The 23,985-nt window shown below is 74.9% G+C and carries 26 protein-coding genes, 1 tRNA gene and 1 other RNA gene; 4 read left to right on the forward strand and 24 right to left on the reverse strand.

Translation table 11 applies throughout. The features are described from left to right. Positions 1 to 36: 36 nt before the first annotated feature. The 4 genes from CLV92_RS19060 to CLV92_RS19075 all read right to left on the reverse strand — a co-directional run bounded on the left by CLV92_RS19060 (position 37) and on the right by CLV92_RS19075 (position 3,654). A complete protein-coding gene (locus CLV92_RS19060; protein WP_104435499.1) occupies positions 37 to 1,494 on the reverse strand; it encodes a benzaldehyde dehydrogenase in 1,458 nt (485 codons plus the stop codon). Between the two features lie 75 nt (positions 1,495 to 1,569). Further along, positions 1,570 to 2,889, reverse strand: a complete 1,320-nt coding sequence (locus CLV92_RS19065; protein ID WP_146099663.1) for a cytochrome P450 — start codon at positions 2,887 to 2,889, stop codon at positions 1,570 to 1,572. Between the two features lie 56 nt (positions 2,890 to 2,945). Continuing rightward, entirely contained in the window at positions 2,946 to 3,239 is a 294-nt protein-coding gene (locus CLV92_RS19070; protein WP_104435422.1) for a GroES family chaperonin, read from the reverse strand. 106 nt (positions 3,240 to 3,345) lie between these two features. Beyond that, on the reverse strand, positions 3,346 to 3,654 hold the full coding sequence (locus CLV92_RS19075; protein ID WP_211291283.1) for a DUF3618 domain-containing protein: 309 nt from the start codon (positions 3,652 to 3,654) through the stop codon (positions 3,346 to 3,348). A gap of 158 nt (positions 3,655 to 3,812) precedes the next feature. Here CLV92_RS19075 and bcp point away from each other — a divergent pair, with 158 nt between their 5' ends. Beyond that, positions 3,813 to 4,283, forward strand: coding sequence for a thioredoxin-dependent thiol peroxidase (bcp, locus tag CLV92_RS19080; protein WP_104435424.1), 471 nt, complete (start codon positions 3,813 to 3,815; stop codon positions 4,281 to 4,283). Between the two features lie 55 nt (positions 4,284 to 4,338). Continuing rightward, positions 4,339 to 4,420, forward strand: a tRNA-Leu gene (locus CLV92_RS19085). Positions 4,421 to 4,487: 67 nt separating this feature from the next. Here CLV92_RS19085 and CLV92_RS19090 read toward each other — a convergent pair. The 8 genes from CLV92_RS19090 to clpS form a co-directional block, all read right to left on the reverse strand. Further along, positions 4,488 to 5,180 carry a fasciclin domain-containing protein gene (locus tag CLV92_RS19090; protein ID WP_104435426.1) on the reverse strand — a complete coding sequence of 231 codons (693 nt, stop codon included), beginning with the start codon at positions 5,178 to 5,180 and terminating at the stop codon, positions 4,488 to 4,490. 301 nt (positions 5,181 to 5,481) lie between these two features. After that, positions 5,482 to 7,032, reverse strand: a complete 1,551-nt coding sequence (locus CLV92_RS19095) for a molybdopterin-dependent oxidoreductase (RefSeq protein WP_211291284.1) — start codon at positions 7,030 to 7,032, stop codon at positions 5,482 to 5,484. Between the two features lie 157 nt (positions 7,033 to 7,189). Then, the gene (gene manA / locus CLV92_RS19100) at positions 7,190 to 8,416 is read right to left on the reverse strand and encodes a mannose-6-phosphate isomerase, class I (protein ID WP_158257339.1); all 1,227 of its coding nucleotides are present in this window, start codon (positions 8,414 to 8,416) and stop codon (positions 7,190 to 7,192) included. Between the two features lie 60 nt (positions 8,417 to 8,476). Beyond that, positions 8,477 to 9,112 carry a non-canonical purine NTP pyrophosphatase gene (locus tag CLV92_RS19105; protein ID WP_104435430.1) on the reverse strand — a complete coding sequence of 212 codons (636 nt, stop codon included), beginning with the start codon at positions 9,110 to 9,112 and terminating at the stop codon, positions 8,477 to 8,479. Further along, entirely contained in the window at positions 9,109 to 9,867 is a 759-nt protein-coding gene (gene rph, locus CLV92_RS19110; RefSeq protein WP_104435432.1) for a ribonuclease PH, read from the reverse strand. Before rph ends, CLV92_RS19105 begins: the two co-directional genes overlap by 4 nt. 76 nt (positions 9,868 to 9,943) lie before the next feature. Further along, on the reverse strand, positions 9,944 to 10,747 hold the full coding sequence (murI, locus tag CLV92_RS19115; protein ID WP_104435434.1) for a glutamate racemase: 804 nt from the start codon (positions 10,745 to 10,747) through the stop codon (positions 9,944 to 9,946). A gap of 82 nt (positions 10,748 to 10,829) precedes the next feature. After that, the gene (locus tag CLV92_RS19120; RefSeq protein WP_104435436.1) at positions 10,830 to 11,408 is read right to left on the reverse strand and encodes a DUF2017 domain-containing protein; all 579 of its coding nucleotides are present in this window, start codon (positions 11,406 to 11,408) and stop codon (positions 10,830 to 10,832) included. Between the two features lie 2 nt (positions 11,409 to 11,410). Next, entirely contained in the window at positions 11,411 to 11,710 is a 300-nt protein-coding gene (gene clpS, locus CLV92_RS19125) for an ATP-dependent Clp protease adapter ClpS (protein ID WP_104435504.1), read from the reverse strand. Between the two features lie 199 nt (positions 11,711 to 11,909). On the opposite strand from clpS, the gene CLV92_RS19130 reads away from it, so the two are divergent. Next, positions 11,910 to 13,184: a nicotinate phosphoribosyltransferase gene (locus CLV92_RS19130; protein WP_211291289.1), complete on the forward strand. Its 1,275-nt coding sequence runs from the start codon at positions 11,910 to 11,912 to the stop codon at positions 13,182 to 13,184. Then, the gene (locus CLV92_RS19135) at positions 13,181 to 13,771 is read left to right on the forward strand and encodes an isochorismatase family protein (RefSeq protein ID WP_104435440.1); all 591 of its coding nucleotides are present in this window, start codon (positions 13,181 to 13,183) and stop codon (positions 13,769 to 13,771) included. The genes CLV92_RS19130 and CLV92_RS19135 overlap by 4 nt, the downstream gene beginning before the upstream one ends. Before the next feature lie 19 nt (positions 13,772 to 13,790). Here the strand turns inward: CLV92_RS19135 and CLV92_RS19140 are convergent, their stop codons facing one another. The 12 genes from CLV92_RS19140 to CLV92_RS19195 form a co-directional block, all read right to left on the reverse strand. Then, positions 13,791 to 14,591 carry an RDD family protein gene (locus CLV92_RS19140; protein WP_104435442.1) on the reverse strand — a complete coding sequence of 267 codons (801 nt, stop codon included), beginning with the start codon at positions 14,589 to 14,591 and terminating at the stop codon, positions 13,791 to 13,793. Between the two features lie 31 nt (positions 14,592 to 14,622). After that, positions 14,623 to 15,084, reverse strand: coding sequence for an SRPBCC family protein (locus tag CLV92_RS19145; RefSeq protein WP_104435444.1), 462 nt, complete (start codon positions 15,082 to 15,084; stop codon positions 14,623 to 14,625). A gap of 8 nt (positions 15,085 to 15,092) precedes the next feature. Beyond that, positions 15,093 to 16,874 (reverse strand): DEAD/DEAH box helicase, encoded by a 1,782-nt coding sequence (locus CLV92_RS19150; RefSeq protein ID WP_104435446.1) that lies wholly within the window; start codon positions 16,872 to 16,874, stop codon positions 15,093 to 15,095. Between the two features lie 152 nt (positions 16,875 to 17,026). Then, positions 17,027 to 17,329 (reverse strand): DUF3039 domain-containing protein, encoded by a 303-nt coding sequence (locus tag CLV92_RS19155; RefSeq protein ID WP_104435448.1) that lies wholly within the window; start codon positions 17,327 to 17,329, stop codon positions 17,027 to 17,029. A 54-nt stretch (positions 17,330 to 17,383) separates the two neighbouring features. Further along, the gene (locus tag CLV92_RS19160; protein ID WP_104435449.1) at positions 17,384 to 17,956 is read right to left on the reverse strand and encodes a YqgE/AlgH family protein; all 573 of its coding nucleotides are present in this window, start codon (positions 17,954 to 17,956) and stop codon (positions 17,384 to 17,386) included. 137 nt (positions 17,957 to 18,093) lie between these two features. Further along, positions 18,094 to 18,458, reverse strand: a transfer-messenger RNA (tmRNA) gene (gene ssrA / locus CLV92_RS19165). A gap of 155 nt (positions 18,459 to 18,613) precedes the next feature. Beyond that, positions 18,614 to 19,087, reverse strand: a complete 474-nt coding sequence (gene smpB / locus CLV92_RS19170) for an SsrA-binding protein SmpB (RefSeq protein WP_104435451.1) — start codon at positions 19,085 to 19,087, stop codon at positions 18,614 to 18,616. Between the two features lie 118 nt (positions 19,088 to 19,205). Next, on the reverse strand, positions 19,206 to 20,120 hold the full coding sequence (gene ftsX / locus CLV92_RS19175; protein ID WP_104435453.1) for a permease-like cell division protein FtsX: 915 nt from the start codon (positions 20,118 to 20,120) through the stop codon (positions 19,206 to 19,208). A 41-nt stretch (positions 20,121 to 20,161) separates the two neighbouring features. Continuing rightward, complete coding sequence (gene ftsE, locus CLV92_RS19180; RefSeq protein ID WP_104435455.1) at positions 20,162 to 20,851, reverse strand: cell division ATP-binding protein FtsE; 690 nt, start codon at positions 20,849 to 20,851, stop codon at positions 20,162 to 20,164. A gap of 145 nt (positions 20,852 to 20,996) precedes the next feature. After that, a complete protein-coding gene (prfB, locus tag CLV92_RS19185; RefSeq protein WP_104435457.1) occupies positions 20,997 to 22,109 on the reverse strand; it encodes a peptide chain release factor 2 in 1,113 nt (370 codons plus the stop codon). Positions 22,110 to 22,146: 37 nt separating this feature from the next. Beyond that, on the reverse strand, positions 22,147 to 22,959 hold the full coding sequence (locus tag CLV92_RS19190; RefSeq protein WP_104435458.1) for an ABC transporter permease: 813 nt from the start codon (positions 22,957 to 22,959) through the stop codon (positions 22,147 to 22,149). Beyond that, positions 22,956 to 23,918 carry an ABC transporter ATP-binding protein gene (locus tag CLV92_RS19195; RefSeq protein WP_104435460.1) on the reverse strand — a complete coding sequence of 321 codons (963 nt, stop codon included), beginning with the start codon at positions 23,916 to 23,918 and terminating at the stop codon, positions 22,956 to 22,958. The genes CLV92_RS19190 and CLV92_RS19195 overlap by 4 nt, the downstream gene beginning before the upstream one ends. Between the last annotated feature and the right edge of the window lie 67 nt (positions 23,919 to 23,985).

Here is a 23,985-nt window from a genome sequence, read left to right on the forward strand (position 1 = left end):
CGGCCGCTCCCCCGGCACCCCGGGAGGACGCCGGGATCAGAAGGGGTAGCGCGGGATCTCCGAGCGCAGGGTCACCCACTGGGTCTCGGTGAACGCCTCCACGTTCGCCTCCGGGCCGCCGAAGCGGGCGCCGGTGCCGGAGGCCGCCATCCCGCCGAACGGGACGTTCGCCTCGTCGGAGACCGTCTGGTCGTTGATGTGGACCAGGCCGGTGGGGATGCGGTCGGCCAGGTCCAGCGCCCGCAGCGGGTCGGACGTGAGGATCCCCAGGGACAGCCCGTACTCGCCGGCGGCGGCGATGCGCGCGGCCTCGTCGAGGGTGCGGAAGCCGATGACGGGGGCGACGGGGCCGAACACCTCCTCCCGGAAGGCCGGCGTCGACTCCGTCACGTCCGCCAGCACCGTCGGGCGGTAGAGGAGGTCCTCGTACTCGCCGCCCGCCACCAGACGCGCCCCCGCGTCGACGCTGGCGGTCACCAGGGCGTGCACCCGATCGCGCTGGGACGCGTCGATGAGCGGGCCGAGGGCGACCTCCGCGGCCGCCGGGTCCCCCACGGGCAGGGCGCGCGCCTTCTCCGCGAGCCGTTCGACGTACTCCGGCAGCACGGACTCGTGCACGAGGTGGCGTCCCGTGGTCATGCAGATCTGGCCCTGGTGCAGGTACGAGCCCCAGGCCGCGGCCGAGACGGCCCGCTCCAGGTCCGCGTCCTCGAGGACCACGAGGGCGTTGTTGCCGCCGAGCTCGAGGTGGGCGCGCTTGAGCAGCCTCCCGGCCGCCTCACCGACCCGGCGGCCGGCCGCCGTGGAACCGGTGAAGGAGATGATCCGGACCGCCGGGTGCTCCACGAGCGCCTGCCCGGCCTCCGTGCCCCCGGGCAGCACCTGCAGCACCCCCGGCGGCAGCCCCGCCTCCTCGAAGACGCGCGCCAGGGCCATCCCGCCGCAGACGGCCGTGCGCAGGTCGGGCTTGAGCACCACCGCGTTGCCGAGCGCCAGGGCCGGGGCGACGGAGCGGATGGAGAGGATGAGCGGGAAGTTGAAGGGCGAGATCACCCCGACGACACCGGCGGGGACGCGCCGGGACAGGCTCAGGCGGCGAAGCTCGCTGGGCAGCAGGCTGCCGTAGGCGCGGGAGGGCAGCGCCGAGGCCTCGTAGCACTCCTGGGCCGCGACGTGCGTCTCCACGCCCGCCTTGGGGCGCACGGAGCCCGCCTCGCGGACGAGCCAGTCCTCCACCTCGGCGGCGTGCTCCTCCCAGAGCCGCCCGGCCCGCCGCAGCACGTCCGCGCGCCGGGTGTGCGGGGCGGCGGCCCACTCCCGCTGCGCCTGCGCGGCCCGCTCCGCGGCCGCGGCCACGTCGTCGGCACCGGCGACGCCGATCCGGCCGAGCACCCGCCCCGTCGCGGGCTCCACCGCCTCGGCGGTCTGCGCGGCGGGTGCCCACTCGCCCGTGAAGAGGGCTCCGGTCCAGGTGGTGGGGTCGAGCAGGGGCATCGTGGCCTCCACGGTCGTCGTCCTCCCTCGTCGGCGGGAGCGGCGCCGGACTGCCTGCAGCGGCTGCGGCGACGCTCAGGGCATGGTCCGCTGCCGGACGCGCAGGCGCATCCCCCCGCGCGGGCGCAGCGTGACGAGCGACTCGACCTCGGGCGCGGGACCGGAGCCGGGCAGCACCTGCTGTTCGCGCAGGAGCGCCGCGAGCAGCAGCACCCCCTCCACGAGGGACAGCTCCCGCCCGATGCACAGGCGCGGGCCCGCCCCGAAGGGCACGTAGGCCCCCGGGCGGCGCTCCTGCTGCAGGAAGCGCTCGGGGCGGAACTCCTCGGGGGCCTCCCAGACGCCGGGATGCCGGTGCAGCGCCCAGGTGCAGACGATCACGAGCGTGCCGGCCGGCACCCGGACGCCGGCCACCTCGTCCTCGGCCAGCGCCGTGCGGGTGATGACCCAGGCGGGCGGGTACAGCCGCAGCGACTCCTCCAGCACGGCCCGGGTCCAGCGCAGCGCCCCCAGGTCGTCCCAGCCGGGCTCGCGCTGCCCGCCGGGCGCGCCCAGGACGGCGTCGAGCTCGGCGTGCAGCCGCTGTTGCGCCTGCGGGTGGCGGGCGAGCAGGTGCAGCGTCCACGTCAGCGCGGAGGCGACCGTCTCGTGACCGGCCACGACGAAGGTGACCAGCTCGTCACGCACCTGCTGCTGCGGCAGCCCCGCGGCCAGCAGCAGGCCCAGCACGTCCGCGTCGGCCTCGCCGACCCCGCGGGCCCGGCGGGTGCGCACCAGCAGGTCGCACACCTCGTCCACCTCCGCGACCGCCCGGCGCAGCCGCCGGCGTCCCGGCGTGGGCCAGGAGCCGGGCAGGGGGCTCTGCGCGCCTGCCACCACGGCCGCCAGCGCCACGTCGACGGCGTCGACGAGCCGGCGGGCCACGGGGCCGAGGTCCTCGTCGGCGAGCACGTGCCCGACGACCTCCAGCGCGGCGCGGAAGAGGCCACCGGAGACGTCCACCTCACCGCCGGGCGCCTGCCGCCACTGCGCGCGCAGCCGCGCGGCCGCCGCCACCGCCTGGGTGGCGACGGCATCGAGGCGGCCGTGGTGGAACGCCGGCTGCACCGTGCGCCGGTGGCTGCGCCAGGTCGGGCCGTCGCTCGTGAGCAGGCCCTGACCGGTCACGGCGGCCAGCGCGCGGTACTGGACCGTGGCCTTGCCGTAGGAGCGGGCGTTGTCGACCAGCACCCGCCGGACCCCCTCGGGGTCGTTGACCAGCAGGACCGGGGTGCGGGGCAGCGGGAAGGCCACCAGGTCCCCGTGCCGGCGGGCGACGGCGGTGAGGAAGCCGACCGCGCTGCGGCGGATGGCCGGCACCGCCCGCACCATCTCCCACGGTGTGGGCCCGTCCACCTCCAGCGGGGTGTACCGGGCGTTGCGGCGCGCCCGGGGGGCGGGCGGCTGGGGGGTCAGAGGTACAGGCCCGTCTGCCCGTCGTGCACCCGCGGTGCTGCGACGGCGTGCAGGTCGCGCTCGCGCAGGAGCACGTACCCCTTGCCGTGCAGCTCCACCTCGGCGCGGTCCTCGGGGTCGAAGAGGACGCGGTCGCCGACCTCGACGGAGCGCACGTGCTGCCCCTTGGCGACGACCTCGGCCCAGGCGAGGCGCTTGCCCACCGCCGCGGTCGCGGGGATGAGGATGCCCGCGCTGGACGTCCGCTCCCCCGCGTCCTCCTGGCTGACCAGGACCCGGTCGTGCAGCATCCGGACGGGTATCCGCGAGGCGCTTCCTGGGGTGCTCACGAGCGAGGACGCTACAGCGCGCGCCGACAGGACCGGAGCGCAGCGGCGGACGGGGTCCGCCCGCGCCTCAGCGGCGGCGGCGGATGCGGCGACGGAGGACCGCGACGACGACGAGACCCACGACGGCGGCGGCGACCGCACCGACGCGCTCGACGCGCAGCGCGCCGTCGGAGTCGGTCGCGAACGAAGCGGCGCTCTGCTGCGCCGAGCGGATGGCGCGCTCCTTCACCGCGGCGGGCTGGACCCTGCCGGCGAGCTCGTCGATCGTGGCGGCGAGCCGGGCCCTGCGCAGCTCGATCTCTCGCTCCAGCGCGCGCGGGTCGCTGGGCAACGGCGCCTTCAGGATCGTCACGTCGCCGTTCGCGCTGACCGTCACGGTGGCTCCTCCTCGCCTGCTGCTGCCGGGCGCAGCACCTCCGGGGGCCCGACGGTACCGGAGGGGGACCGGCGCCACCCGCGGGCCTCGCCGGGGAACCCCGGCACCGGGGCCCGTGCCGCGGCGGGCGGTGGCGGCACGGGGGTTAGCGTGCCCGCATGAGCACCCGTCTCCAGCCGGGCGACGTCGCGCCCGACTTCACCCTCCCCGACGCCGCCGGAAACCCCGTGCAGCTGTCCGCGCTGCGCGGCGACCGCGTGATCGTGTACTTCTACCCCGCCGCGATGACCCCCGGCTGCACCACCCAGGCGTGCGACTTCCGCGACGACCTCGGCGCGCTGCAGGCCGCCGGCTACCGGGTGCTCGGCGTCTCCCCCGACCCGGTGGCGAAGCTGGCCCGCTTCGTCGAGGAGCAGTCGCTGACCTTCCCCCTGCTGTCCGACCCCGACCACGCCGTGCTCGAGGCCTACGGGGCGTGGGGCGAGAAGACGTCGTACGGGCGCACCAGCACCGGCGTGATCCGTTCCACGGTGGTCGTCGGGGCGCAGGGCGAGGTGGTGCTGGCGCAGTACAACGTGCGCGCCACGGGCCACGTCGCCAAGCTCCGCCGCGACCTCGGGATCGACTGACCCGGACCTGCGCGGGCGTCGGTCGCGGTCCTAAGCTGGCCGGGCGCCACGCGCAGCGGGAGTGGTGTAACTGGCAGCCACGCAGGATTTAGGTTCCTGTGCCTCCGGGCGTGAGGGTTCGAGTCCCTTCTCCCGCACCGGTCCGGACGTGCCCGCGCCCCGCAGTGCGATGCACTGCGGGGCGCGGGCGCTGTCGTGCGGGGATCACATGGTGGGCATCAGGACCGAGTCGACCAGGTAGACGGTCGCGTTGGCGGTCTTCACGCCGCCGCAGATGACGGCCGAGTTCCCGTTGACGGTGAGGTTCTCCGGGGTGCCGCTGACCTCGACGGTCCCGCCCTGCACGGTCTCGTGGGTGCCGACGATCTCGTCGACGCCGATCTGGCCGGGGACGACGTGGTACGTGAGGATCGTCGACAGCAGGGCGTCGTCCGTCTTCAGCGTCTCGATGGTGGCGGGGTCGATCTTGCCGAAGGCCTCGTCGACCGGGGCGAACACGGTGAACTGGTCGCCGTTCAGGGTGCTGACCAGGTCCACCTTCGGGTTCAGCTTGCCCGACACGGCGGCAGTGAGCGTGGTGAGCATCGGGTTGTTGGAGGCGGCCGTGGCGACGGGGTCCATCGCCATGCCCTCCACGGAGGCGGGGCCGCTGGAGTTGGCCTCGGCGTAGGCGGCGCAGCCGGGGCCGACGGGGCCGGACGCCATCTCCGTGGCCTCGCTCGAGGGCGACTCGCTGGGGGTCTCGCTGGGCGTCTCCGCGGGGGCGCTCGAGCTGCTCGACGGGGAGCTCAGCTCCGAGGGGGCGTTCGCGGGCGCGGTGGTCTCGGCGTCACCACAGGCGGACAGGCCCAGGGTGACGGAGGCGACGAGGGCCAGGAGGGTGGCGGAGCGCTTCATGGTGTTCTCCTTCGGGAGGGTTTCTCGGTTCTCAGGGTTCTCGGTTCGCCCGGCCCCTCGGCCCGGCTACACGAGGAGTTCGGGGCGGATCGGCCGGCGGATTGCCGGATGGGCGGGAACTTGAGTTCTCCGGGTGTGAGGAGTGACACACCCGATCGGCCGAACGCTTTGTGGCGCAAGGCGAGACGACACAGCGCCCGCCGGCGTGGATGCCTGCGGGCGCTGCGGGGTTCGTACGGCTTCGCGTGGGGCTCGGCGGAGGTTCACCGGCCGCCCGGCCGGTGAACCGGGAGGCGGGCGGTCAGACCACCGTGAACACGAGGGTGTCGTAGCCGGAGGCGCCGTCCGGGATCGGGGTGGCGGTCTCACCGGTCTGCACGACCCCCGTCGCGTCGGTCGCCCGGACCCGCAACGTGTAGCTGCCCGGTTCCACGTCCTCCCAGCGCCACACCCACTGGGCCCAGGTGTCCTCCGACACCGACGGCAGGACCTCCGCCCGGCGCCACTCCCCGTCGTCGACCCGGACCTCCACGGCGCTGACCCCCCGGTTCTGCGCCCAGGCCACACCCGCGACGGTGACCGTGCCGGCCGGGACCTTGGCGAAGGAGCGCGGCGTGTCGATCCGCGAGGCGGTCTTGATCGGCGCGCTCGGGGACCAGCCGCGCTTCGTCCAGTACGCCTCGGCGCGGTCGAACCTCGTCACCTCGATCTCGGTGATCCACTTGCAGGCCGAGACGAAGCCGTAGAGACCCGGGACGATCATCCGGACGGGGAACCCGTGCTCGCGCGGCAGGGGAACCCCGTTCATGCCGATGGCGAGGAGTGCGTCGCGCCCGTCGACGACGTCGGCGAGCGTCGTGGACGTGGTGAACCCGTCGGTGCTGCGGGAGAGCAGCATGTCGGCGTCCGCGGACGGCACGGCCCGGCGCAGGACGTCGGCGAGGGGGATCCCCAGCCAGCGCGCGTTGCCGACGAGCTCGCCACCCACCTCGTTGGAGACGCAGGTGAGGGTGATCCAGCGCTCCACCAGGGGAGCGGCGAGCAGGTCGGCGTAGGTGAGCACGACCTCCTCCTCCACCATCCCGTGGATGCGCAGCGACCAGTCCTCCGCCCGGACGTCCGGAACCTGCAGGAAGGCCGTGTCGATGCGGTAGAAGTCCTCGACGGGCGTGACGTACGGGGTCAGCCCCTCCACGCCGGGGTTGACGCCGGGCGGCGGCGCGGGAGCCGGGTCGGCGGGCACCGGGAGGGTGAGCTGCGCCCGGGACGCCTCGGAGCTGCGGGCGGCCTCGAGGCCGCGGCCCGATCCGGCGGCGACCGCACCGACGGCGGCGACACCCCCGATGAGGAGGCTGCGGCGCGCCGGTGCCACCGCCACGGGGCGCACCGCCCGGCGGGTCAGCAGGACGAGGGCGGCGATCCCGGCCGCGGTGCCCACCAGGGTCGGCAGCGGCGACAGGGCGGTGGCGTCGGGGCGGCTCAGCGCCGCGGCCACCCCCACCGCGCCGAGCAGGCCCACGAGGGCGATCCCCGCGCCCAGGTGGCGGCGGGCCGCGAGGCCCGCGACCACGGCCAGCGCCGCGATGACCGCGACGAGGCTCACCGCGAGGGCCAGCTTGTCGTTCGTCCCGAACGTCTCGATGGCGAAGTCCTTCAGCCACGCGGGCGTGCGGTCGATGAAGGCGGCCCCGACCACGGCCAGCGGCGCCGTCGAGGGGGCCACGAGCGCGGCGACGAGCTGCGCCAGGCCCAGCGTGAGGCCGGCGCTGACCAGGCCCGCGAGGGCGGCCGGCACCCAGCGGCGCAGGCGACCGCCCCGGGGCGGCGCCGCACGGCGCGCGCCGCCGTCCACGGCCGTCTCCGCACTGCCGCCGCTGGGATCGCCTTCGCTGTTCACACCAGGGGTTCGGAGCGCACGGGCCCGCGGATGGAGCGCTGCGCCGACCGGGTGACGGGCGGGTGCGCCCGGCCGTCCCCGCGGTCGCCGGACGCTGCGGCGAGGTCCCCCGTCAGTCCCCCGCGGTCGCCGCGTAGGCCAGTGCGCCGGCGGACAGCGCCCGCGCCCGCAGACCCCGCTCGGACGCCGGCACGAAGGCGCTGTCGCCCTGCCCCAGGCGCAGCCGCACCTCACCCGCCACGAGCTCCAGGTCGCCGGCCGCGACGAGCACCACCGTCGCCCCCGACTGCTCCAGCGGCACCTCCGCACCCACGGCCGGCGCCACCCGCTGGAGCTGGAACTCCTCGGCGGGCGGCAGGTAGCGCAGCCTGCCGGGCAGGTCCTCCACCGGCTCCACCCGACGCGGCGTCTCCGGCGCGAACCGCACGATGCGCACCAGCTCCCCGACGTCGACGTGCTTGCGCGTGAGCCCCCCACGCAGGACGTTGTCGGAGTTGTTCATCACCTCCACGCCGAGGCCCTGCAGGTAGGCGTGGACCGTGCCTGCGCCGAGGAAGACGGCCTCACCGGGGGCCAGGTGGACGTCGTTGAGCAGCAGTGAGACGGCGATCCCGGGGTCCCCCGGGTGGGTGGCGGCGAGCAGCCGGACCACCGACGCCGTGCCGCGGTCCGCCCCGCCGTCCGCACCCGCCGTCGCCGCCGCGCACGCCCCGACGAGGCGGTCGACGAAGACCCGGACCGCCGGGTCGCCGCCGAGGAGCAGCTCGAGGCAGCCGCGCAGCGCCGCACCCTCGTCGGGGCCGGCCAGCGCCGCCACCAGCGCCGCGTGGACCTCGTCGGCGGCGCCCTGGGCACCGGGCTGCCCGAGCAGTGCCTCGAGGTCCGCCAGCACCTGCCGGGGCGGGCGGAAGCCGCAGAGCGCGCGCATCGGCTGGACGGCGACCATCATCTCCGGCTTGGCCTGGTCGTCCTTGTAGTTGCGGTGCGGGGCGTCGCGGGGCACCCCCGCCGCGTCCTCCGCGGCCGCACCGGCCCGCGCCTGCTCCGGAGTGGGGTGCACCTGCAAGGACAGCGGCTTGCCGGCCGCCAGGACCTTCAGCAGGAACGGCAGCCGCTTCCCGAAGCGGGCGATCCCCCGCGTCCCCAGCGCGTCCTCGGGGTCCTCGGCGACGACGTCGCCCAGGATCCGGCCGTCGCAGGTGTGGGTCGGCCAGCCGGGGTGCGCCCCCAGCCACAGCTCGGCCTCCGGCCCCCCGCCGAGGTCCCGCCCCAGGAAGCCGGAGATGGCACCGACCCCACCCCAGTCGTAGGGGCGCACGCTGCACTCGAGGCGGATCACGCGCACAGGGTACGGGACGTCACCGGAAAGCTACTGTCGCAACGCATTCGCATGGCCCGCTCAGCCCAGCGCGCGGGCGATGGCCGGCGCGATGGCCCGGAAGGCCGCACCGCGGTGGCTGATGGCGTTCTTCTCCTCCGCCGACAGCTGCGCGCAGGTGCGCCCGCGCCCGCCCGGTGCCCGCTCCGCGTCCGGCACGAGGATCGGGTCGTAGCCGAAGCCACCGCCGCCGCTGGGCTGCGCCACCAGCACCCCCGGCAGCGACCCGAGCTCGACGTGCTCGGTGCCGTCGGGCAGCACCAGGGCCGCAGCGCACGCGAAGTGCGCGCCGCGGTGGGGCGCCGGGACGTCCGCGAGCTGCGCCAGCAGCAGCCGCAGGTTCGCCTCGTCGTCGCCGTGCCTGCCGCACCAGCGCGCCGAGAAGATCCCCGGCGCGCCGCCGAGCACGTCGACGCACAGCCCCGAGTCGTCGGCCACGGCCGGCAGCCCCGTGCCCGCCGCGACCGCGCGCGCCTTCAGCAGGGCGTTCTCGGCGAAGGTGACACCCGACTCGACGACGTCACCCACCGCCCGGTCGGGGTCGGAGTCGAAGGCGTCCACCCCGACGACCTCCACGCCCGGCAGGTGCCCGCCGAGGATGGCCCGCAGCTCGCCCACCTTGTGCGCGTTGCGGGTGGCCAGCACGAGCGTGCTCACGACCCCTCCGCCAGGGCCTGCTGCTGCAGCTGCGTCAGCCGAGCGCAGCCGGCGACGGCGAGGTCCAGCATGGCGTCCAGCTCGCGGCGGTCGAACGGGACCGCCTCGGCGGTGCCCTGCACCTCCACGAAGCGGCCGTCGCCGGTGCAGACGACGTTCATGTCGGTGTGCGCGGCGACGTCCTCGACGTAGCGCAGGTCCAGCGCGGGGAGCCCGCCCACGATGCCCACGCTGACCGCGCTCACCGAGCCGGTCAGCGGCTGCCGCGACGCCTTCACCAGGCCCTTGCGCTTGGCCCACGCGACCGCGTCGGCCAGCGCGACGTAGGCGCCGGTGACGGCCGCGGTGCGGGTGCCTCCGTCGGCCTGCAGCACGTCGCAGTCCAGGACCACGGTGTTCTCCCCCAGCGCGGAGGTGTCGACGACCGCGCGCAGGCTGCGCCCGATCAGCCGGGAGATCTCGTGGGTGCGCCCGCCGAGGCGGCCCTTCACCGACTCCCGGTCCCCGCGGGTGTTCGTCGAGCGGGGCAGCATGGCGTACTCCGCCGTGACCCAGCCCTGGCCGGACCCCTTGCGCCAGCGCGGCACCCCCTCGGTGAAGGACGCCGCGCACAGGACGCGGGTGCTGCCGAACTCCACGAGGACGCTGCCCTCGGCGTGCTCGAGCCAGTTCCGGGTGATGGTGACGGGCCGCAGCTCGTCCGGTGCGCGGCCGTCGACGCGGGCGCCGGGCGCGGGGGTGCTGGAGGTGCTCACGCCCCAAGCCTCCCACTCCCGGCGGCCGCGGCACGCGGCTGCCCGCGCCGCGACTGCCCGGCGCGGGGGCCGCGGCTCAGACCGCCAGCGCGGCGTCCTCGACGAGGGAGACCCGCGGGCCGAGGAAGCGCTGCGCGAGCTGCTGGAAGGGCGCGGCCTCACCGGTGCAGGTGAAGCGGTGGCGCGGGGCCGGTGCGTCGTCGGAGCGCAGCAGGTCGCGCTGGGACAGCTCCCGGTAGACGTCGTTGGCGGTCTCCTCGGCGCTGGAGACGAGCGTCACCGAGTCGCCCATGACGCTGCGCAGGACGCCGGTCAGCAGCGGGTAGTGCGTGCAGCCGAGCACCAGGGTGTCGACGCCGGCCTCCTGCAGCGGGGCGAGGTAGCCGCGGGCGGCGTCCAGCAGCTCGGGGCCGCTGGTGGTGCCCCGCTCGACGAACTCCACGAACCGCGGGCACGCGACACTGGAGAGCCGGACGTCGAGGGCGCCGGCGAAGGCGTCGTCGTAGGCGCGGGAGGCGATGGTGGCGCGCGTGCCGATGACCCCCACGCGCCCGTTGCGGGTGGCGCGCACGGCCCGCCGCATCGCCGGCAGGATGACCTCCACCACCGGGACGTCGTAGCGCTCCCGGGCGTCGCGCAGCACGGCGGAGCTGGCGGAGTTGCACGCGATGACGAGCATCTTCACGCCCGAGCCGACGAGGCGGTCCATGACGTCGAGGGCGTAGCGGCGGACCTCCGCCAGCGGCTTGGGCCCGTACGGGCAGTGGGCCGTGTCGCCGATGTAGTGGACCTCCTCGTGCGGGAGCTGGTCCAGGACCGCCCGGGCGACCGTGAGGCCGCCGACACCGGAGTCGAAGATGCCGATGGGATCGTCCGTCACGGCTGCGACTGTAAGCGGTCCGGCGCCGTGATCCGCGCACCCGGGCGCCGCCGCCGCGGGGCGCGGGGGGCCGGTCGCCCGTTCAGGGCATGGAGCGGACGAGGGTCTCCTGCAGGTAGGTGGCGAAGTCGTAGACGGCGAAGGCGTAGCGGCGGGGGTCGTCGTCGTCGAGGTCCGCGAGGACCTCCTCCACGTCCTCGTCGACCCCGAGCCGGGTGCCCAGGGCGAGGCGGATGTCGTTGAGGGCCGCCAGCCACGCCCGGGCGCCGTCGGCGTCGAGCTGCACCCGCCCGCCCTGCCCCTGCACCGGCTCCAGCGAGACGAGCATCCGGCGTCCCGCCTCCGCCTTGCGCTCGCGCAGGCTGCGCTCGGTGAAGCGGCGGAACTCCGCCGCCGCCTGCGGGTCGTCCGGGTAGGCGTCGGGCAGCAGCCGGCGCAGCGCCGGGTCCTCCGGTGCGGACGCCGGCCCCTCGTGCCCGCCCGTCCCCAGGTCCTGCAGGCCCAGCTGCACCTGCAGGGGGTCCATGCCGCCCGTCGGCTGCGGAGGGGGGACGTCCAGCAGCTCGACGACCTCGCGGACCAGGGAGCCCAGGACGTCGACCTCGACGGGGTCCAGGTCGATGGACACGAGGCCGCCCCGGCCACGGCGGAAGCGCGCCATCGTCACTCGTCCTTCTGCAGCGTCGCCCAGAGCCCGTAGGAGTGCATCGCCTCGACGTCGCGCTCCATCTCCTCGCGGGTGCCGGAGGAGACGACGGCGCGGCCCTTCTGGTGGACGTCGAGCATGAGCGCCTCGGCCTTCTGCTGGGAGTAGCCGAAGTGCGTGCGGAACACGTACGTCACGTACGACATGAGGTTGACCGGGTCGTTCCAGACCAGGGTCACCCAGGGACGCTGGGGGTCGGTGACCTCCGCGCTCTCGGGACGCTCCAGCTCGACGGGAGCGGTGAGGACGGCAGGCACGCCCCCATCGTAGGGACGCCGCGGAGCGCCCCGGACCGCGGCGCCGGCCGGGACCGCGCCAGACCCTAGGCTGACCGCCGTGACGGCAAGCCAGCCCGCGACCCCAGCCAGCAGCCCCGCGAGCGCCGCCGCGACGGCGGGCGGCGCCCCGGCGGGGCCGCGCAGCACGGCACTGCTGACCGACCACTACGAGCTGACGATGCTGCAGGCCGCGCTGCGCAGCGGCACCGGCGGGCGCGCCTGCACGTTCGAGGTGTTCGCCCGGCGGCTGCCCGAGGGGCGCCGCTACGGCGTGGTCGCCGGCACCGGGCGCGTCCTCGACGCCCTGGAGGCCTTCCGCTTCGACGACGAGGTGCTGCAGCACCTGCGGCAGCGGCGGGTCGTGGACGAGACCACGCTGGAGTGGCTGGCCTCCTACCGCTTCGGCGGGGACGTCGACGGCTACCCCGAGGGCGAGGTCTACTTCCCCTCCTCGCCCCTGCTGACCGTCACGGGCACCTTCGCCGAGGCGGTGCTGCTGGAGACGCTCGTCCTCTCGATCCTCAACCACGACTGCGCCGTGGCGGCCGCGGCGGCGCGCATGAGCACCGCCGCCGGGGAGCGCCCCCTCATCGAGATGGGCTCCCGGCGCACCCACGAGGAGGCGGCGCTCGCCTGCGCCCGCGCCGCCCACCTGGCCGGCTTCGCCTCCACCTCCAACCTCGAGGCGGGCCGCCGCTGGGGCATCCCCACCGCCGGCACCGCCGCCCACGCCTTCACCCTGCTCCACGACAGCGAGCGCGAGGCGTTCGAGGCCCAGGTCGCCGCCCTCGGCCCCGGCACCACGCTGCTCGTGGACACCTACGACATCACCCGCGGCATCGAGACGGCCGTGCAGGTCGCCGGCCCCGGTCTCGGGGCGGTGCGCATCGACTCCGGCGACCTGGCCGTCCTCGCCGTGCAGGCGCGCCGGCAGCTGGACGCCCTGGGCGCCACCGACACCCGCATCGTGGTCTCCGGCGACCTCGACGAGTTCGCGCTCGCCGCGCTGGCCGCAGCCCCCGTCGACGGCTACGGGGTCGGCACGTCCCTGGTCGTGGGGTCCGGCGCCCCCACCGCGGGCCTGGTCTACAAGCTGGTCGAGGTGGAGGGCCGCCCGGTGGCCAAGCGCTCCACCTCCAAGACCACCCAGGGCGGTCGCAAGTTCGCCGTGCGCCGGCACAAGCCGACCGGCACGGCGACGGAGGAGGTCCTCGGGGTCGGCCGGATGCCGGAGCCGGAGCCGGGCGACGTGGCGCTGCAGGTGCCGCTGGTGCGGGGTGGGCAGCGCGTCCCCGGGCTGCCCGGGCTGGCCGAGTCCCGCGAGCACCTGCGCCGTGCGCTGGTCACCCTGCCGTGGGACGGTCTGGCCCTGTCCAGGGGCGAGCCGGCGCTGCCCACCACCGTCCTGCCGCCCGCCGGGACGTCCGCCGAGCAGAGGGGAACCCGTCCGTGAGCAAGCGCGCGCTCGTCGTCGTGGACGTGCAGAACGACTTCTGCGAGGGCGGCTCGCTGGCCGTCGCCGGTGGCGCCGAGGTCGCCGCCGCCACCAGCCAGCTGCTGGCCCGCGGGGAGCTGCACTACGACCACGTCGTCGCCACCCAGGACTTCCACATCGATCCGGGCGGGCACTTCTCCGACAGCCCCGACTTCGTCGACTCCTGGCCGGTGCACTGCCGGGCGGGCAGCTACGGCGCGCTGCTGCACCCGTCCCTGGACACCCGCCGCATCGAGGCGGTCTTCCGCAAGGGGCAGTACGCCGCGGCGTACTCCGGCTTCGAGGGCACCACGACCCGGATGGACCCCGAGGGCGGGGAGCTGGCCACGGGCCTGGCGGACTGGCTGCGGGAGCGGGAGGTCGCGCAGGTGCACGTCGTGGGCATCGCCACCGACCACTGCGTGCGGGCCACGGCGCTCGACGCGGCGCGGGAGGGCTTCGAGACGACCGTCCTGCTCGGGCTGACCGCCGGGGTGTCGCAGGACGGCACGGCGCGGGCGGTGGCTCAGATGCGCGCGGCGGGCGTGCACCTGGTCGAGGACTGACGCCGCGCCGGAGCCCGGCTCAGGCCGTGGCGGCCGGGGCGGGCTCAGGCCGTGGCCCCGCCTGCCTCTTCACCACGACGGTGCCCGGCCACTTGTCGTGCAGCGCCTGCCTGCGCTTGTCCCACAGCGGCCAGAGGTAGTCCAGCACCTGGTAGAGCGCGCCGAACCAGCCGAGGTTGCCGAGCATGTCGGCCAGCATCCAGCGCCGGATCGACTCGCTCCACGTCGGCAGGCCGGGGCGGTCCCAGCGGCGCACCCGCAGCCGGCACAGGAGCTTGCCGGGGGTGGCGCCGAAGTAGCGCAGCATCGGGACGGTGTAGACGGCGGAGACGGCGATGAGGGTGAGCGTGAACGCGAGGGAGTTCTCGCCCACCCGCGGGTCGGTGGCGAGCCCGGTGATCTGCTGGGGCGTGAGCATCCCGCCGCTGCCGCGGGTGGCCTCCTCCATGAGGGCGAACGTCCGCCGGAGGTAGCCCCATCCGGCCACCGTCGCCAGCAGCAGCACGATCAGGCCGTCCAGGAAGCGCGCGAGCAGGCGCATCCCCAGCGCCGCGAGCGGCTGCCCGTCGGGCGTGGTGCGCGCACGTCCCGCCGGCGGCGCGCCGCCCTGCGCGGCCGGGGACCACGGCGGCTGCGCGGCCGGGGCACCGGGCTTGTCGAGGGTGAGCCCACCGCCGCCGGAGCGGGTCAGCTGCCCGTGCGCGCCCTGCACGGCCCCCGGCGCCTCCCCGTGCGTGTGCTCGGTCCACGCCGCCCCGTCCCACCAGCGCAGCCGGCCGGGGGCGGAGGGGTCGGGGTACCAGCCTGGGGAGGTGCTCATGGCTGTGCAGGATGCCACGCGGCGAGCGGGCTCAGCGGCGCCCCTCCGCCCGCCGCGCGATCTCGGCGTTGCGGTCGGCCAGCAGCCGCAGCAGCGCGGGGCGGACGTAGGCGGTGTCCGCCACGGTGCCGAGGGGCCCGAGGGGGCTGCGCCAGCGCAGGCGGTCGGTCATGATCGTCATGTTGGGGCCCTCCACCTCGAACCGGTGCTCGTGGCGGAACTCCGCGAAGATCCCCGCGCGCATCACGTCGACGAAGCGCCCGGGACGCTCCAGCTCCACGATCTCGGAGGTGTGCGAGATCGGCACGACGCCCAGCAGGCGCGCCTGCCAGCGCACGTGCTCCCCCAGGCCGATCCTGCCGCTCGTGCGCCCGCCGACCGCGCGCACGCCGAGGCGGCGCCCCGCGACGGCCTCCACGTCGACGTCGAGGCTGAGGTCGAAGACGACCTCGACGTCTGCGCGCACGAGGGTGCGCACCACCAGCTGCGGCACGTCGTCCCCTACACCAGTGTCAGGAGGTGGTCGCGGCGCCGGCGGAGCAGCTCCACCGGGGCCGACGCGGACGGCGGGCCGGGCACGGCGGAGCGGAGCTTGGCGTAGACGCTGGCGTGCGGCATCTGCCGGCCGGCGGCCACCCGGCCCACGAGGCCGTGGATCTCCTTGCGCAGCAGGGCGGCGGTGTGCCAGGTGGCGTCCTCCTCGGCGGGCTCGGGCACGTCCTCCGTGCCGGCGCCGTCGAGGTCGAGGCCCGGCTGCTCCACCCGGGCGGTGCGCTTGCGGATCTCCGCGTCGCGCTGGGCGAGCAGCGCGGCCGTCTGCTCCGGCGAGAGCAGGCCCGGCAGTCCGAGGAAGTCCTCCGCGTCGGAGTCCAGCGGCTGCAGACCCGCGGTGACCGCCCGGCCCCCGTGCAGGACGTGGGCGAACTCGGCCTGCGCCTCCAGCGCCTCGAACTCCTTGGGACCGCCCTCGGCGCGCTCCACCGGCAGGGCGTCCAGCTCGCCGGGGTCGGGCAGGGCCTCACCGGGGGCGGGCGCGGCGATGACGTGGTTGCGGTCGGTCTCCAGCTCCGCGGCCAGCGCCAGCAGGGGGCGGACCGCGGGCAGGAAGACGGTGGCGGACTCCCCGCGGGTGCGGGCGCGCACGACGCGGCCGACGGCCTGCGCGAAGAACAGGGGGGTCCGGTACGACGTCATCCACGCCAGGCACGCCGCGCGCGGCACGTCGACGCCCTCGGAGATCATGCGGACGCAGACCGCGTAGCGCTGGTCGCCCTCGGCGAACTCCTTGATCTTCGCCGACGCCTTGGGGTCGTCGGAGAGGATGAGCGCCGGCTTCTCCCCCGTCACCCGCTGCACGATCTTCGCGTAGGCGCGGGCGTCGTCCTGGTCGGAGGCCAGCACCAGCCCGGCGGCGTCGTGCATGCCGTACTCGCGCAGGTGCGTCAGCCGCTCGTCCATCGCGGCGATGACGTGCGGCACCCAGTCGCCGCGCGGGTCCAGCGCCGTGCGCCACGCCAGCGCCTCCACGGACTTCGTGGAGGGCTCGGTGAGGGAGGCGGCGATGACCTCCCCGGCGCTGTTGCGCCAGCGGGAGGTGCCCGTGTAGGCAGCGAAGACGACGGGGCGGACGACGCCGTCGGCGAGGGCCTGCCGGTAGCCGTAGGTGTAGTCGGCGCGGCTGCACAGGCCGCCCTCGGACTCCGGGGAGTCGTCCTCGACGTAGGAGACGAAGGGGATGCGCTCGTCGACCTTGGTGCGGAACGGCGTCCCCGTCAGCGACAGCCGCCGGCGGGCGTCGGCGAACGCCTCCCGGACCGCCTCGCCCCAGGACAGCCCGTCCCCGGCGTGGTGGATCTCGTCGAGGACCACGAGGGAGCGCTTGGCGGTGGCCCGCGCCCGGTGCAGCATCGGGTGCCCGGCGACCTGCGCGTAGGTGGTCACGTAGCCCTGCATGTCGGGGCGGACCGGACCGACCGCGTTGCTCATCGTCGGGTCCAGCTCGATGCCCATCCGGTGCGCGGCGTCGGCCCACTGGGTGCGCAGGTGGTCGGTCGGCGCGACGACGACGACCCGGTCGACGCGGCGGGAGTCCAGCAGCCGCCGGGCCAGCGTCAGCGCGAAGGTCGTCTTGCCCGCGCCGGGGGTCGCGGTGACGAGGAAGTCGGCGCAGTCCTCGCGCGCGGGGTCGAAGTACGCCTCGAGGGCGTCGTGCTGCCACGCGCGCAGGGGGCGTGCCGCAGCGGCGCCGGAGGCGTGGCTGAGGGCGGGAAGGGTGGTGCTCACGGTCTGGCCACCGTAGCGGAGGAGCGGCGGGCCGGCGCGCAGGCGACCCCGCGCGTCGCGGCGGGGCGGGCAGCCGCGGGCAGCACGAAGGGATCCGTCACACCTGTTGCGGTGCAACGGATCCCTTCGTGCGTAGCGGACGGGCGCGGCCGTCAGTCCCCGCCGTCCTGGGGAGCGCGGAGGCCGTCGTAGACCTCCTTGCACATGGGGCACACGGGGAAGCGGTTGGGGTCGCGGCCGGGCACCCAGACCTTTCCGCACAGCGCGATCACGGGCTCGCCGGTGAGGGCGGACTCCAGGATCTTCTCCTTGCGCACGTAGTGCGCGAAGCGCTCGTGGTCGCCGGGCTCGACCCGCTCGTCGGGCAGGACCTCGCGGTCGAGCACCGACGTCGAGGACGGCGCCGAGGAGGGCGAAGGCAGCGGCGACGGGTCGTCCGGGAAGGGCGTGCTCATGTCCGGAAGCGTACGCGAGGAGCGCCGCCCGGCGCCGCTCCCACCGCCGCCGGCTCAGTTGAGGGAGGGGTCCTCGGGGAAGCTCGCCACCAGGGCCAGGTCCCCGCCCTGCCGCCGCAGCACGTCGGCCCACAGCTTGTCCGGGGTGTCCGTGAAGGGGTCGCGGGACTCGGCGGGGAGGACGAACCAGGCGCCCTCGGCGATCTCCCCCTCCAGCTGCGCGGCGCTCCACCCGGCGTAGCCCGCGAAGATCCGCAGCCCCGCCAGCTCGGCGGCGACGACCTCCGGCGGGGCGTCGAGGTCCACCAGACCGACCGACCCCAGGCCGACGGAGCCGAAGACGCGGCGGACCCCCAGCGGCTCGGGCCGGTCCCCCGGCACGGCCACCAGCCCGAGGGCGGAGTCCAGCGCCACCGGCCCGCCCTGGTACAGCTTGCCCGGCGCGGTCGTGAAGGGCTGCCAGCCCGGCAGGACGGCGGCCACGTCGACGCTGAGGGGGCGGTTGACCACGACTCCGAGCGCGCCGTCCTCGTCGTGGTTGAGCACCAGGACGACCGCCCGGTGGAAGTTGGGGTCCTTCAGCGCAGGAGTCGCCAGCAGGAGCTTCCCCGTCAGGCCGCTGGTCATGAGGACATCTTGCCTCGCGCGCCCGTCCGCGGCACGCTGACGTGACCGCTCTCAACGAGTTCGTGACCTGGGGCCGGGCGCACCCCGCGGACACCGAAGGGCCCGGTCACCGCGGTGACCGGGCCCTTCGGCTGGTGGGGTGGAGGTGGCGGGAATCGAACCCGCGTCCGTCGGCGTGGGAACAGGGCTTCTCCGGGTGCAGCCTGCTACTGGTCTACTCGGCCCCCACGATCACGCAGGCAAGTCGTGGCCAGGCCCAGCCGCGTTGCGTGTCCCTCCCACCTACGCGACCTCGGTGGGAGGTGAGCCTCCTAGTCGACGCCAGGACCCGGGGCGGAGGCGCACCCGGGCTGACGGACTCGCACTCGCTCAGGCAGCGAGGGCGAAGTCGGTGCGCTTGGAATCGGCACCTATTGGTTTGCACGGGGCGTTGACGAGATGACCGTGCATCCTCGACCCGCTTCCCCTGCTTCGACGACCGACGTCGAAACCTGTCACCCCCTGTTGAGTTGTCAACGACTGCTCGTTGTCACCCACCGCCGCGGCTTCCAAGACCGGCAGCGGTGGGACCACTCTACGCCAGGAACCGCCCGCGCACCCCGGCGATTCCCGCAGCCGCTCCCCCGGCGCACGCCCGTGGGCGCCCCGGGACGGGACCTACTCGCGGTTGCGGCGGAGCGACATGGCCCGCTCCGCCTCGCGGCGGTCCTGCCGCTCCCGCAGCGCGTGGCGCTTGTCGTACTGCTTCTTGCCCCGCGCCAGGGCCAGCTCGACCTTGACGCGACCGTCGACGAAGTACAGGGCCAGCGGGACGACGGTGAGGCCGGACTCGCGCAGCTTGCCCGCCCACTTGTCGATCTCCTCCCGGTGCAGGAGGAGCTTGCGCTTGCGCCGCGGTGCGTGGTTCGTCCACGTGCCCTGCACGTACTCGGGGATGTGCACGCCCTCCAGCCACATCTCCCCGCCCTGCAGGCTCGCGTAGCCGTCGACGAGGGAGGCCCGCCCCATCCGCAGGGCCTTGACCTCCGTCCCCATGAGGGAGACGCCCGCCTCGTAGACGTCCTCGACGTGGTAGTCGTGCCGCGCCTTGCGGTTGCTGGCGATCACCTTGCGGCCGGTCTCGCGCGGCACGGTGCGTCCTCCTGCTCGTCTGCGGGTCCCGGCAGCGCTCCGGCGGGACTGGACCAGCCACTCTACGAGCGCCCTCGGCCCGCCCGCACCGCGATTGCCCGCCCACCGCGGGCCCCCGTCAGATCCGCAGCCAGCGGTGCAGGCTGATCAGCGAGGCGAGGACGGCCACGGCGATCCCGAGGCCGAAGAGGTACGGCAGCTGCTGCAGCACGTCGGTGGTGTCGATGAGGCGCACCTGCAGCTCCCGGCCGGAGGACAGCTGCCCCAGGCCGCGGTCCACGATGACCCACAGGGCCGTCGAGGCCAGCGCGGCCCCCAGGAGGGTCGCCAGGACGCCCTCGAGCACGAAGGGCAGCTGGATGATCCAGCGCGAGGCGCCCACCAGCCGCATGATCCCGATCTCGCGGCGGCGGCTGAAGGCGGTGAGGCGGATGGTGGTCGAGACGAGCAGCACCGCGCAGAGCAGCATGAGCCCGGCGAGGACGAGCGCCACGTAGGTCGCGGCGTCCAGCGCCGCGAAGAGCGGGTCGAGGATCCGGTGGTCGTCCTGGACCCGCTCCACACCCGCCGTGTTCGCCAGCTGCTCGGCGATCACCTGGTACTTCGTGGGATCGGCCAACTTGACCCGGAAGGACTCGGGCAGGACGTCCGGCGTCACGTTCTCGGTGATCGCGGAGTCCTCGAACTGCTCGATGAAGCGCTCGTAGGCCTGCTGCGAGGACTCGTAGAAGACGCGGTCGACGTAGGGGTCGAGCGGGCCGGTCTCCAGGGTCTCGAGGATGGCGTCGCGCTGGGACTGCGTCACCGCGCCGTCGATGCAGCGCGGGCTGTCGTCGAGCTCCCCGCACAGGTACACCGACACCTGGACCTTATCGTACCAGAAGCCCTTCATCGTCTGCACCTGCGACTGCACCAGCAGCGCGGCGCCGAAGAAGAACAGCGACACCATGGTCACGAGGATCACGGAGATCGCCATGGACAGGTTGCGTCGCAACCCGATCCCCATCTCGCTGAGCACGAAGCCGACGCGCACGCGCTGCTACCTCCCGTTCTGCCGTTGCGACGTCGCCACGCTCAACGCGACGACCCGTAGACGCCGCGGTCCTCGTCGCGCACGACCCTGCCGTCCAGCAGCTCCACCACGCGCTTGCGCATCTGGTCGACGATGTCGGCGTCGTGGGTGGCCATCACGATCGTGGTGCCGGTCCGGTTGATGCGGTCCAGCAGCTTCATGATCCCGATGCTGGTGGTCGGGTCGAGGTTCCCGGTGGGCTCGTCCGCCAGCAGGATGGCCGGACGGTTGACGAACGCGCGGGCGATCGCCACCCGCTGCTGCTCGCCACCGGACAGCTCGTGCGGGCGGCGCTTGCCCTTGCCCTCCAGGCCGACGAGCTGCAGCACCTCCGGGACCGTGTGTGCGATCACGTGCCGGGGCTTGCCCAGCACCTGCAGCGCGAACGCGACGTTCTCGTAGACGGTCTTGTCACCGAGCAGGCGGAAGTCCTGGAAGACCACGCCGATCTGCCGCCGCAGCGCCGGCACCCGCCAGCTGCGCAGGCGCCCCACGTCGCGCCCGGCCACCTGCACGGTCCCCGAGGAGGGCTTCTCCTCCTTCAGGACCAGGCGCAGGAAGGTCGACTTGCCCGACCCGGAGGGCCCCACGAGGAAGACGAACTCGCCCTTGGCGATCTCCAGGGTCACCTCGGCCAGCGCCGGCCGCTGGCCCTCGCCGTAGTGCTTGCTGACGTGCTCGAAAGTGATCACTGAAGTCCGGATCGGCCAGTCTCGGGGGCGGGACGTGCTGGGTGGTGCGCTGGTTCAGCTCCTGGCCTGCTGATCCACCATACGTTCCGTGACCTCGCGGATGCAGAGGTGGGATGCCCGGACCGGGCGGGTGACCCCGCCCCGCTCAGGCGTCGGTGCGCTCGGCGGTGCGCCGCCAGCGGATGCCGGACTCGAGGAAGGCGTCGATCTCCCCGTCGAAGACGCCGGAGGTGTTGCCGACCTCGTGGCTGGTCCGCAGGTCCTTGACCATCTGGTAGGGGTGCAGGACGTAGGAGCGCATCTGGTTGCCCCAGCTGCCGGAGTCGTCGCCCTTGAGCGCGTCCAGCTCCGCCTGCCGGTCCTTGCGGGCCTTCTCCAGGAGCTTGGCCTGCAGGACCCGCATCGCGGCCGCCTTGTTCTGCAGCTGCGACTTCTCGTTCTGGCAGGTGACGACGATGCCGGTGGGGATGTGGGTCAGGCGCACCGCCGAGTCGGTGGTGTTGACCGACTGCCCGCCCGGCCCGGAGGAGCGGTACACGTCGACGCGGACCTCGTTCTCCGGAACGTCGATGTGGTCCGTCTCCGCCACGACCGGGAGGACCTCCACGCCCGCGAAGGACGTCTGGCGCCGGCCCTGGTTGTCGAACGGCGAGATCCGCACGAGCCGGTGGGTCCCCTGCTCCACCGACAGGGTGCCGTACGCGTAGGGCGCGGCGACCTTGAAGGTGGCGGACTTGATGCCCGCCTCCTCCGCGTAGGAGGTGTCGTAGACCTCGACCTTGTAGCCGTGGCGCTCGGCCCAGCGCAGGTACATCCGCATGAGCATCTCCGCGAAGTCGGCGGCGTCCACCCCGCCGGCCTCGGAGCGGATCGTCACCAGCGCCTCGCGGGGGTCGTACTCCCCCGAGAGCAGGGTCCGGACCTCCAGCTCGCCGAGCTGCTTGCGCACCGCCGTGAGCTCGCGCTCGGCCTCCTCCCGGGAGTCCGCGTCGTCCTCGGACTCCGCCAGCTCCACGAGCACCTCGAGGTCGTCGATGCGGGAGCCCATCTTCTCGATGCGGTCCAGCTCCGCCTGCAGCGCGGACAGGCGGCTCGTGACGCCCTGGGCGCGCTCCACGTCGTCCCACAGGTCGGGCGCCGTGGCCTGCTCGTTGAGCTCGGCGATCTCCGCGCGCAGCCGGTCGAGGTCGGACACCTGCCGGATGGAGGCGTACGTCTGGCGCAGGGCGGAGATCTCGGCGGGGAAGTCGGTGGCCACGAACGTCGAGCCTACGCGAGCGCCGGCACCGGGCGGCTCAGCGGAAGCGGCGGCCCTCGTCGCGGCGCTGGGCGGCCACGGCGAGCGCGGCGAGCAGCAGCGTCCAGCCGGCGAGCACCGGCAGGGTCGAGGCGGGCACGGGCGCACCCGTCGCGGCGCCCACGACGAGATCGCGGGCGGCGCGGGTGGGCAGCCAGCGCGAGACGGCGTCCAGCCAGGCGGGGAACATCGCGGGCGGGAAGAACAGCCCCCCGGCGAAGGCCAGCGGCAGCAGGAGGACCTGTGCGAGCGCCAGCGCCGCCCTGCTGGACAGCGAGAAGCCGATCGCCAGCCCCAGCACCGCCACGGGCAGCGCCCCCGCCACGACGGCCGCGACGCTCGGCAGCCACCGGTGCACCGGCAGCGCCGCCTCCGTGAGCACGGCGGCGAGCAGGACGACGGGCAGCAGGCCCAGCAGCCCGAAGGCCGTCCCCGTGAGCAGCTTCGCCCCCAGGCGCGGGCCCGCCCCCACCGGCAGGGTCCGCAGGTGGGCGTCCCACGGCAGCGCGCGCTCCTCGGCGGTGCTTGCGCCGTAGGTGAAGAGGCAGACGCTCATGACGGCGAAGACGGACAGCTGAGCGGCGGCGGCCGTCGACAGCGCGGGGTCGCGGGCGATCTGCGGCTGGGAGACGACGAAGAACAGCAGCGACAGGGCGGGGAAGGCGGTGGTGCCCACGACCGCCACCGGCACCCGCAGCGCCTCCAGCACCTGCGAGCGGGCGTGCAGCAGGGTGAGGCGGGCCGCGGACGCTCCGCGGCGCCCCGAGGCGAGGGGGGCGGTGGTCGCGGCGGGGGCGGTGGGGGCGGTCATCGCCGGCCTCCCCGCTCGGCGCCGGTGATGGCGAGGAAGGCGTCCTCCAGGGAGGCGGGGCTGACCTCCAGGTCGCAGAAGGGCACCTGCCGGCACACGAGGTCGCGGACGAGGCCGTCGGCGTCGGGGACGAGCAGCTCGACCCGCTCGCCGTCGCGGACGCAGGTCCCCGCTCCGGCCGCACCCACGGGCTCCGGGACACCGGCGGGCAGCCGCAGCCGCACCCGGCGCAGCGCCACCCGGGAGCGCACGTCGGCCACGGGACCGTCGGCCAGGACGCGCCCGCCGCCGAGGACGACGACCCGCTCCGACAGCGCCTCCACCTCCTCCAGGTGGTGGCTGCTGAGCAGCAGGGTGCCGCCCGCGGCGGTGAACCCGCGCACCGCCTCCCACAGGGCCCGGCGGGCCGTCACGTCGAGGCCGCTGGTCGGCTCGTCGAGCAGCACGACGTCGGGGCGGCCGGCGAAGGCCAGCGCCACGCACAGCCGCCGCTGCTGCCCGCCGGAGAGCCCTCCGCACTGGCGTCGGGTCAGCTCGGCCAGGCCGAAGCGCTCCAGCAGCTCCCCGCGCGGGACCGGGTCGGGGAAGTGCCCGGCGACGAGGTCGACGACCTCTCCCACCCGCAGCGTCGCGGGCAGGCCGGTCTGCTGCGGGGTGCAGCCCAGGCGCCGGCGGGTCGCCGGGTCGCGCGGGTCGCCGCCCAGGACGCGGACGCTCCCCCGGCCGGGCCTGCGGGTCCCGGCGAGCAGGGCCAGCAGGGTGGACTTCCCGGCGCCGTTGGGACCGAGGATCCCCACCGACTCCCCCCGCGCCACGGTGAGGGAGACGTCGTCGAGGGCGGTGACCGCGGCGAAGGAGCGGCTGACGCGGTCGACGGCGACCGCGGGGGTGGCCGCCGCCGTGGAGCGGGCCGGTGGGTTCGCGGGGTGCGGGCCGGTGGTCGTCGGACTGGGGGTCATCGGGTCCTCCGTGGCGTCGGGCGTCCGGCCGGAGCGGGCGCGTCGTGGGCGCACTGCAGACGGGGCC

Source organism: Kineococcus xinjiangensis (genome assembly GCF_002934625.1).
Classification (GTDB): Bacteria; Actinomycetota; Actinomycetes; order Actinomycetales; family Kineococcaceae; genus Kineococcus_A; species Kineococcus_A xinjiangensis.

Bases quoted from the DNA above. Each gene is read 5' to 3' on its own strand.
- CLV92_RS19060 (WP_104435499.1), bottom strand. From the start codon at position 1,494: ATGCCCCTGCTCGACCCCACCACCTGGACCGGAGCCCTCTTCACGGGC.
- CLV92_RS19070 (WP_104435422.1), bottom strand. From the start codon at position 3,239: ATGCTGCACGACCGGGTCCTGGTCAGCCAGGAGGACGCGGGGGAGCGG.
- bcp (WP_104435424.1), top strand. From the start codon at position 3,813: ATGAGCACCCGTCTCCAGCCGGGCGACGTCGCGCCCGACTTCACCCTC.
- CLV92_RS19090 (WP_104435426.1), bottom strand. From the start codon at position 5,180: ATGAAGCGCTCCGCCACCCTCCTGGCCCTCGTCGCCTCCGTCACCCTG.
- CLV92_RS19120 (WP_104435436.1), bottom strand. From the start codon at position 11,408: ATGGCGCGCTTCCGCCGTGGCCGGGGCGGCCTCGTGTCCATCGACCTG.
- CLV92_RS19130 (WP_211291289.1), top strand. From the start codon at position 11,910: ATGCTGCAGGCCGCGCTGCGCAGCGGCACCGGCGGGCGCGCCTGCACG.
- CLV92_RS19140 (WP_104435442.1), bottom strand. From the start codon at position 14,591: ATGAGCACCTCCCCAGGCTGGTACCCCGACCCCTCCGCCCCCGGCCGG.
- CLV92_RS19155 (WP_104435448.1), bottom strand. From the start codon at position 17,329: ATGAGCACGCCCTTCCCGGACGACCCGTCGCCGCTGCCTTCGCCCTCC.
- CLV92_RS19160 (WP_104435449.1), bottom strand. From the start codon at position 17,956: ATGACCAGCGGCCTGACGGGGAAGCTCCTGCTGGCGACTCCTGCGCTG.
- CLV92_RS19190 (WP_104435458.1), bottom strand. From the start codon at position 22,959: ATGACCGCCCCCACCGCCCCCGCCGCGACCACCGCCCCCCTCGCCTCG.
- CLV92_RS19195 (WP_104435460.1), bottom strand. From the start codon at position 23,918: ATGACCCCCAGTCCGACGACCACCGGCCCGCACCCCGCGAACCCACCG.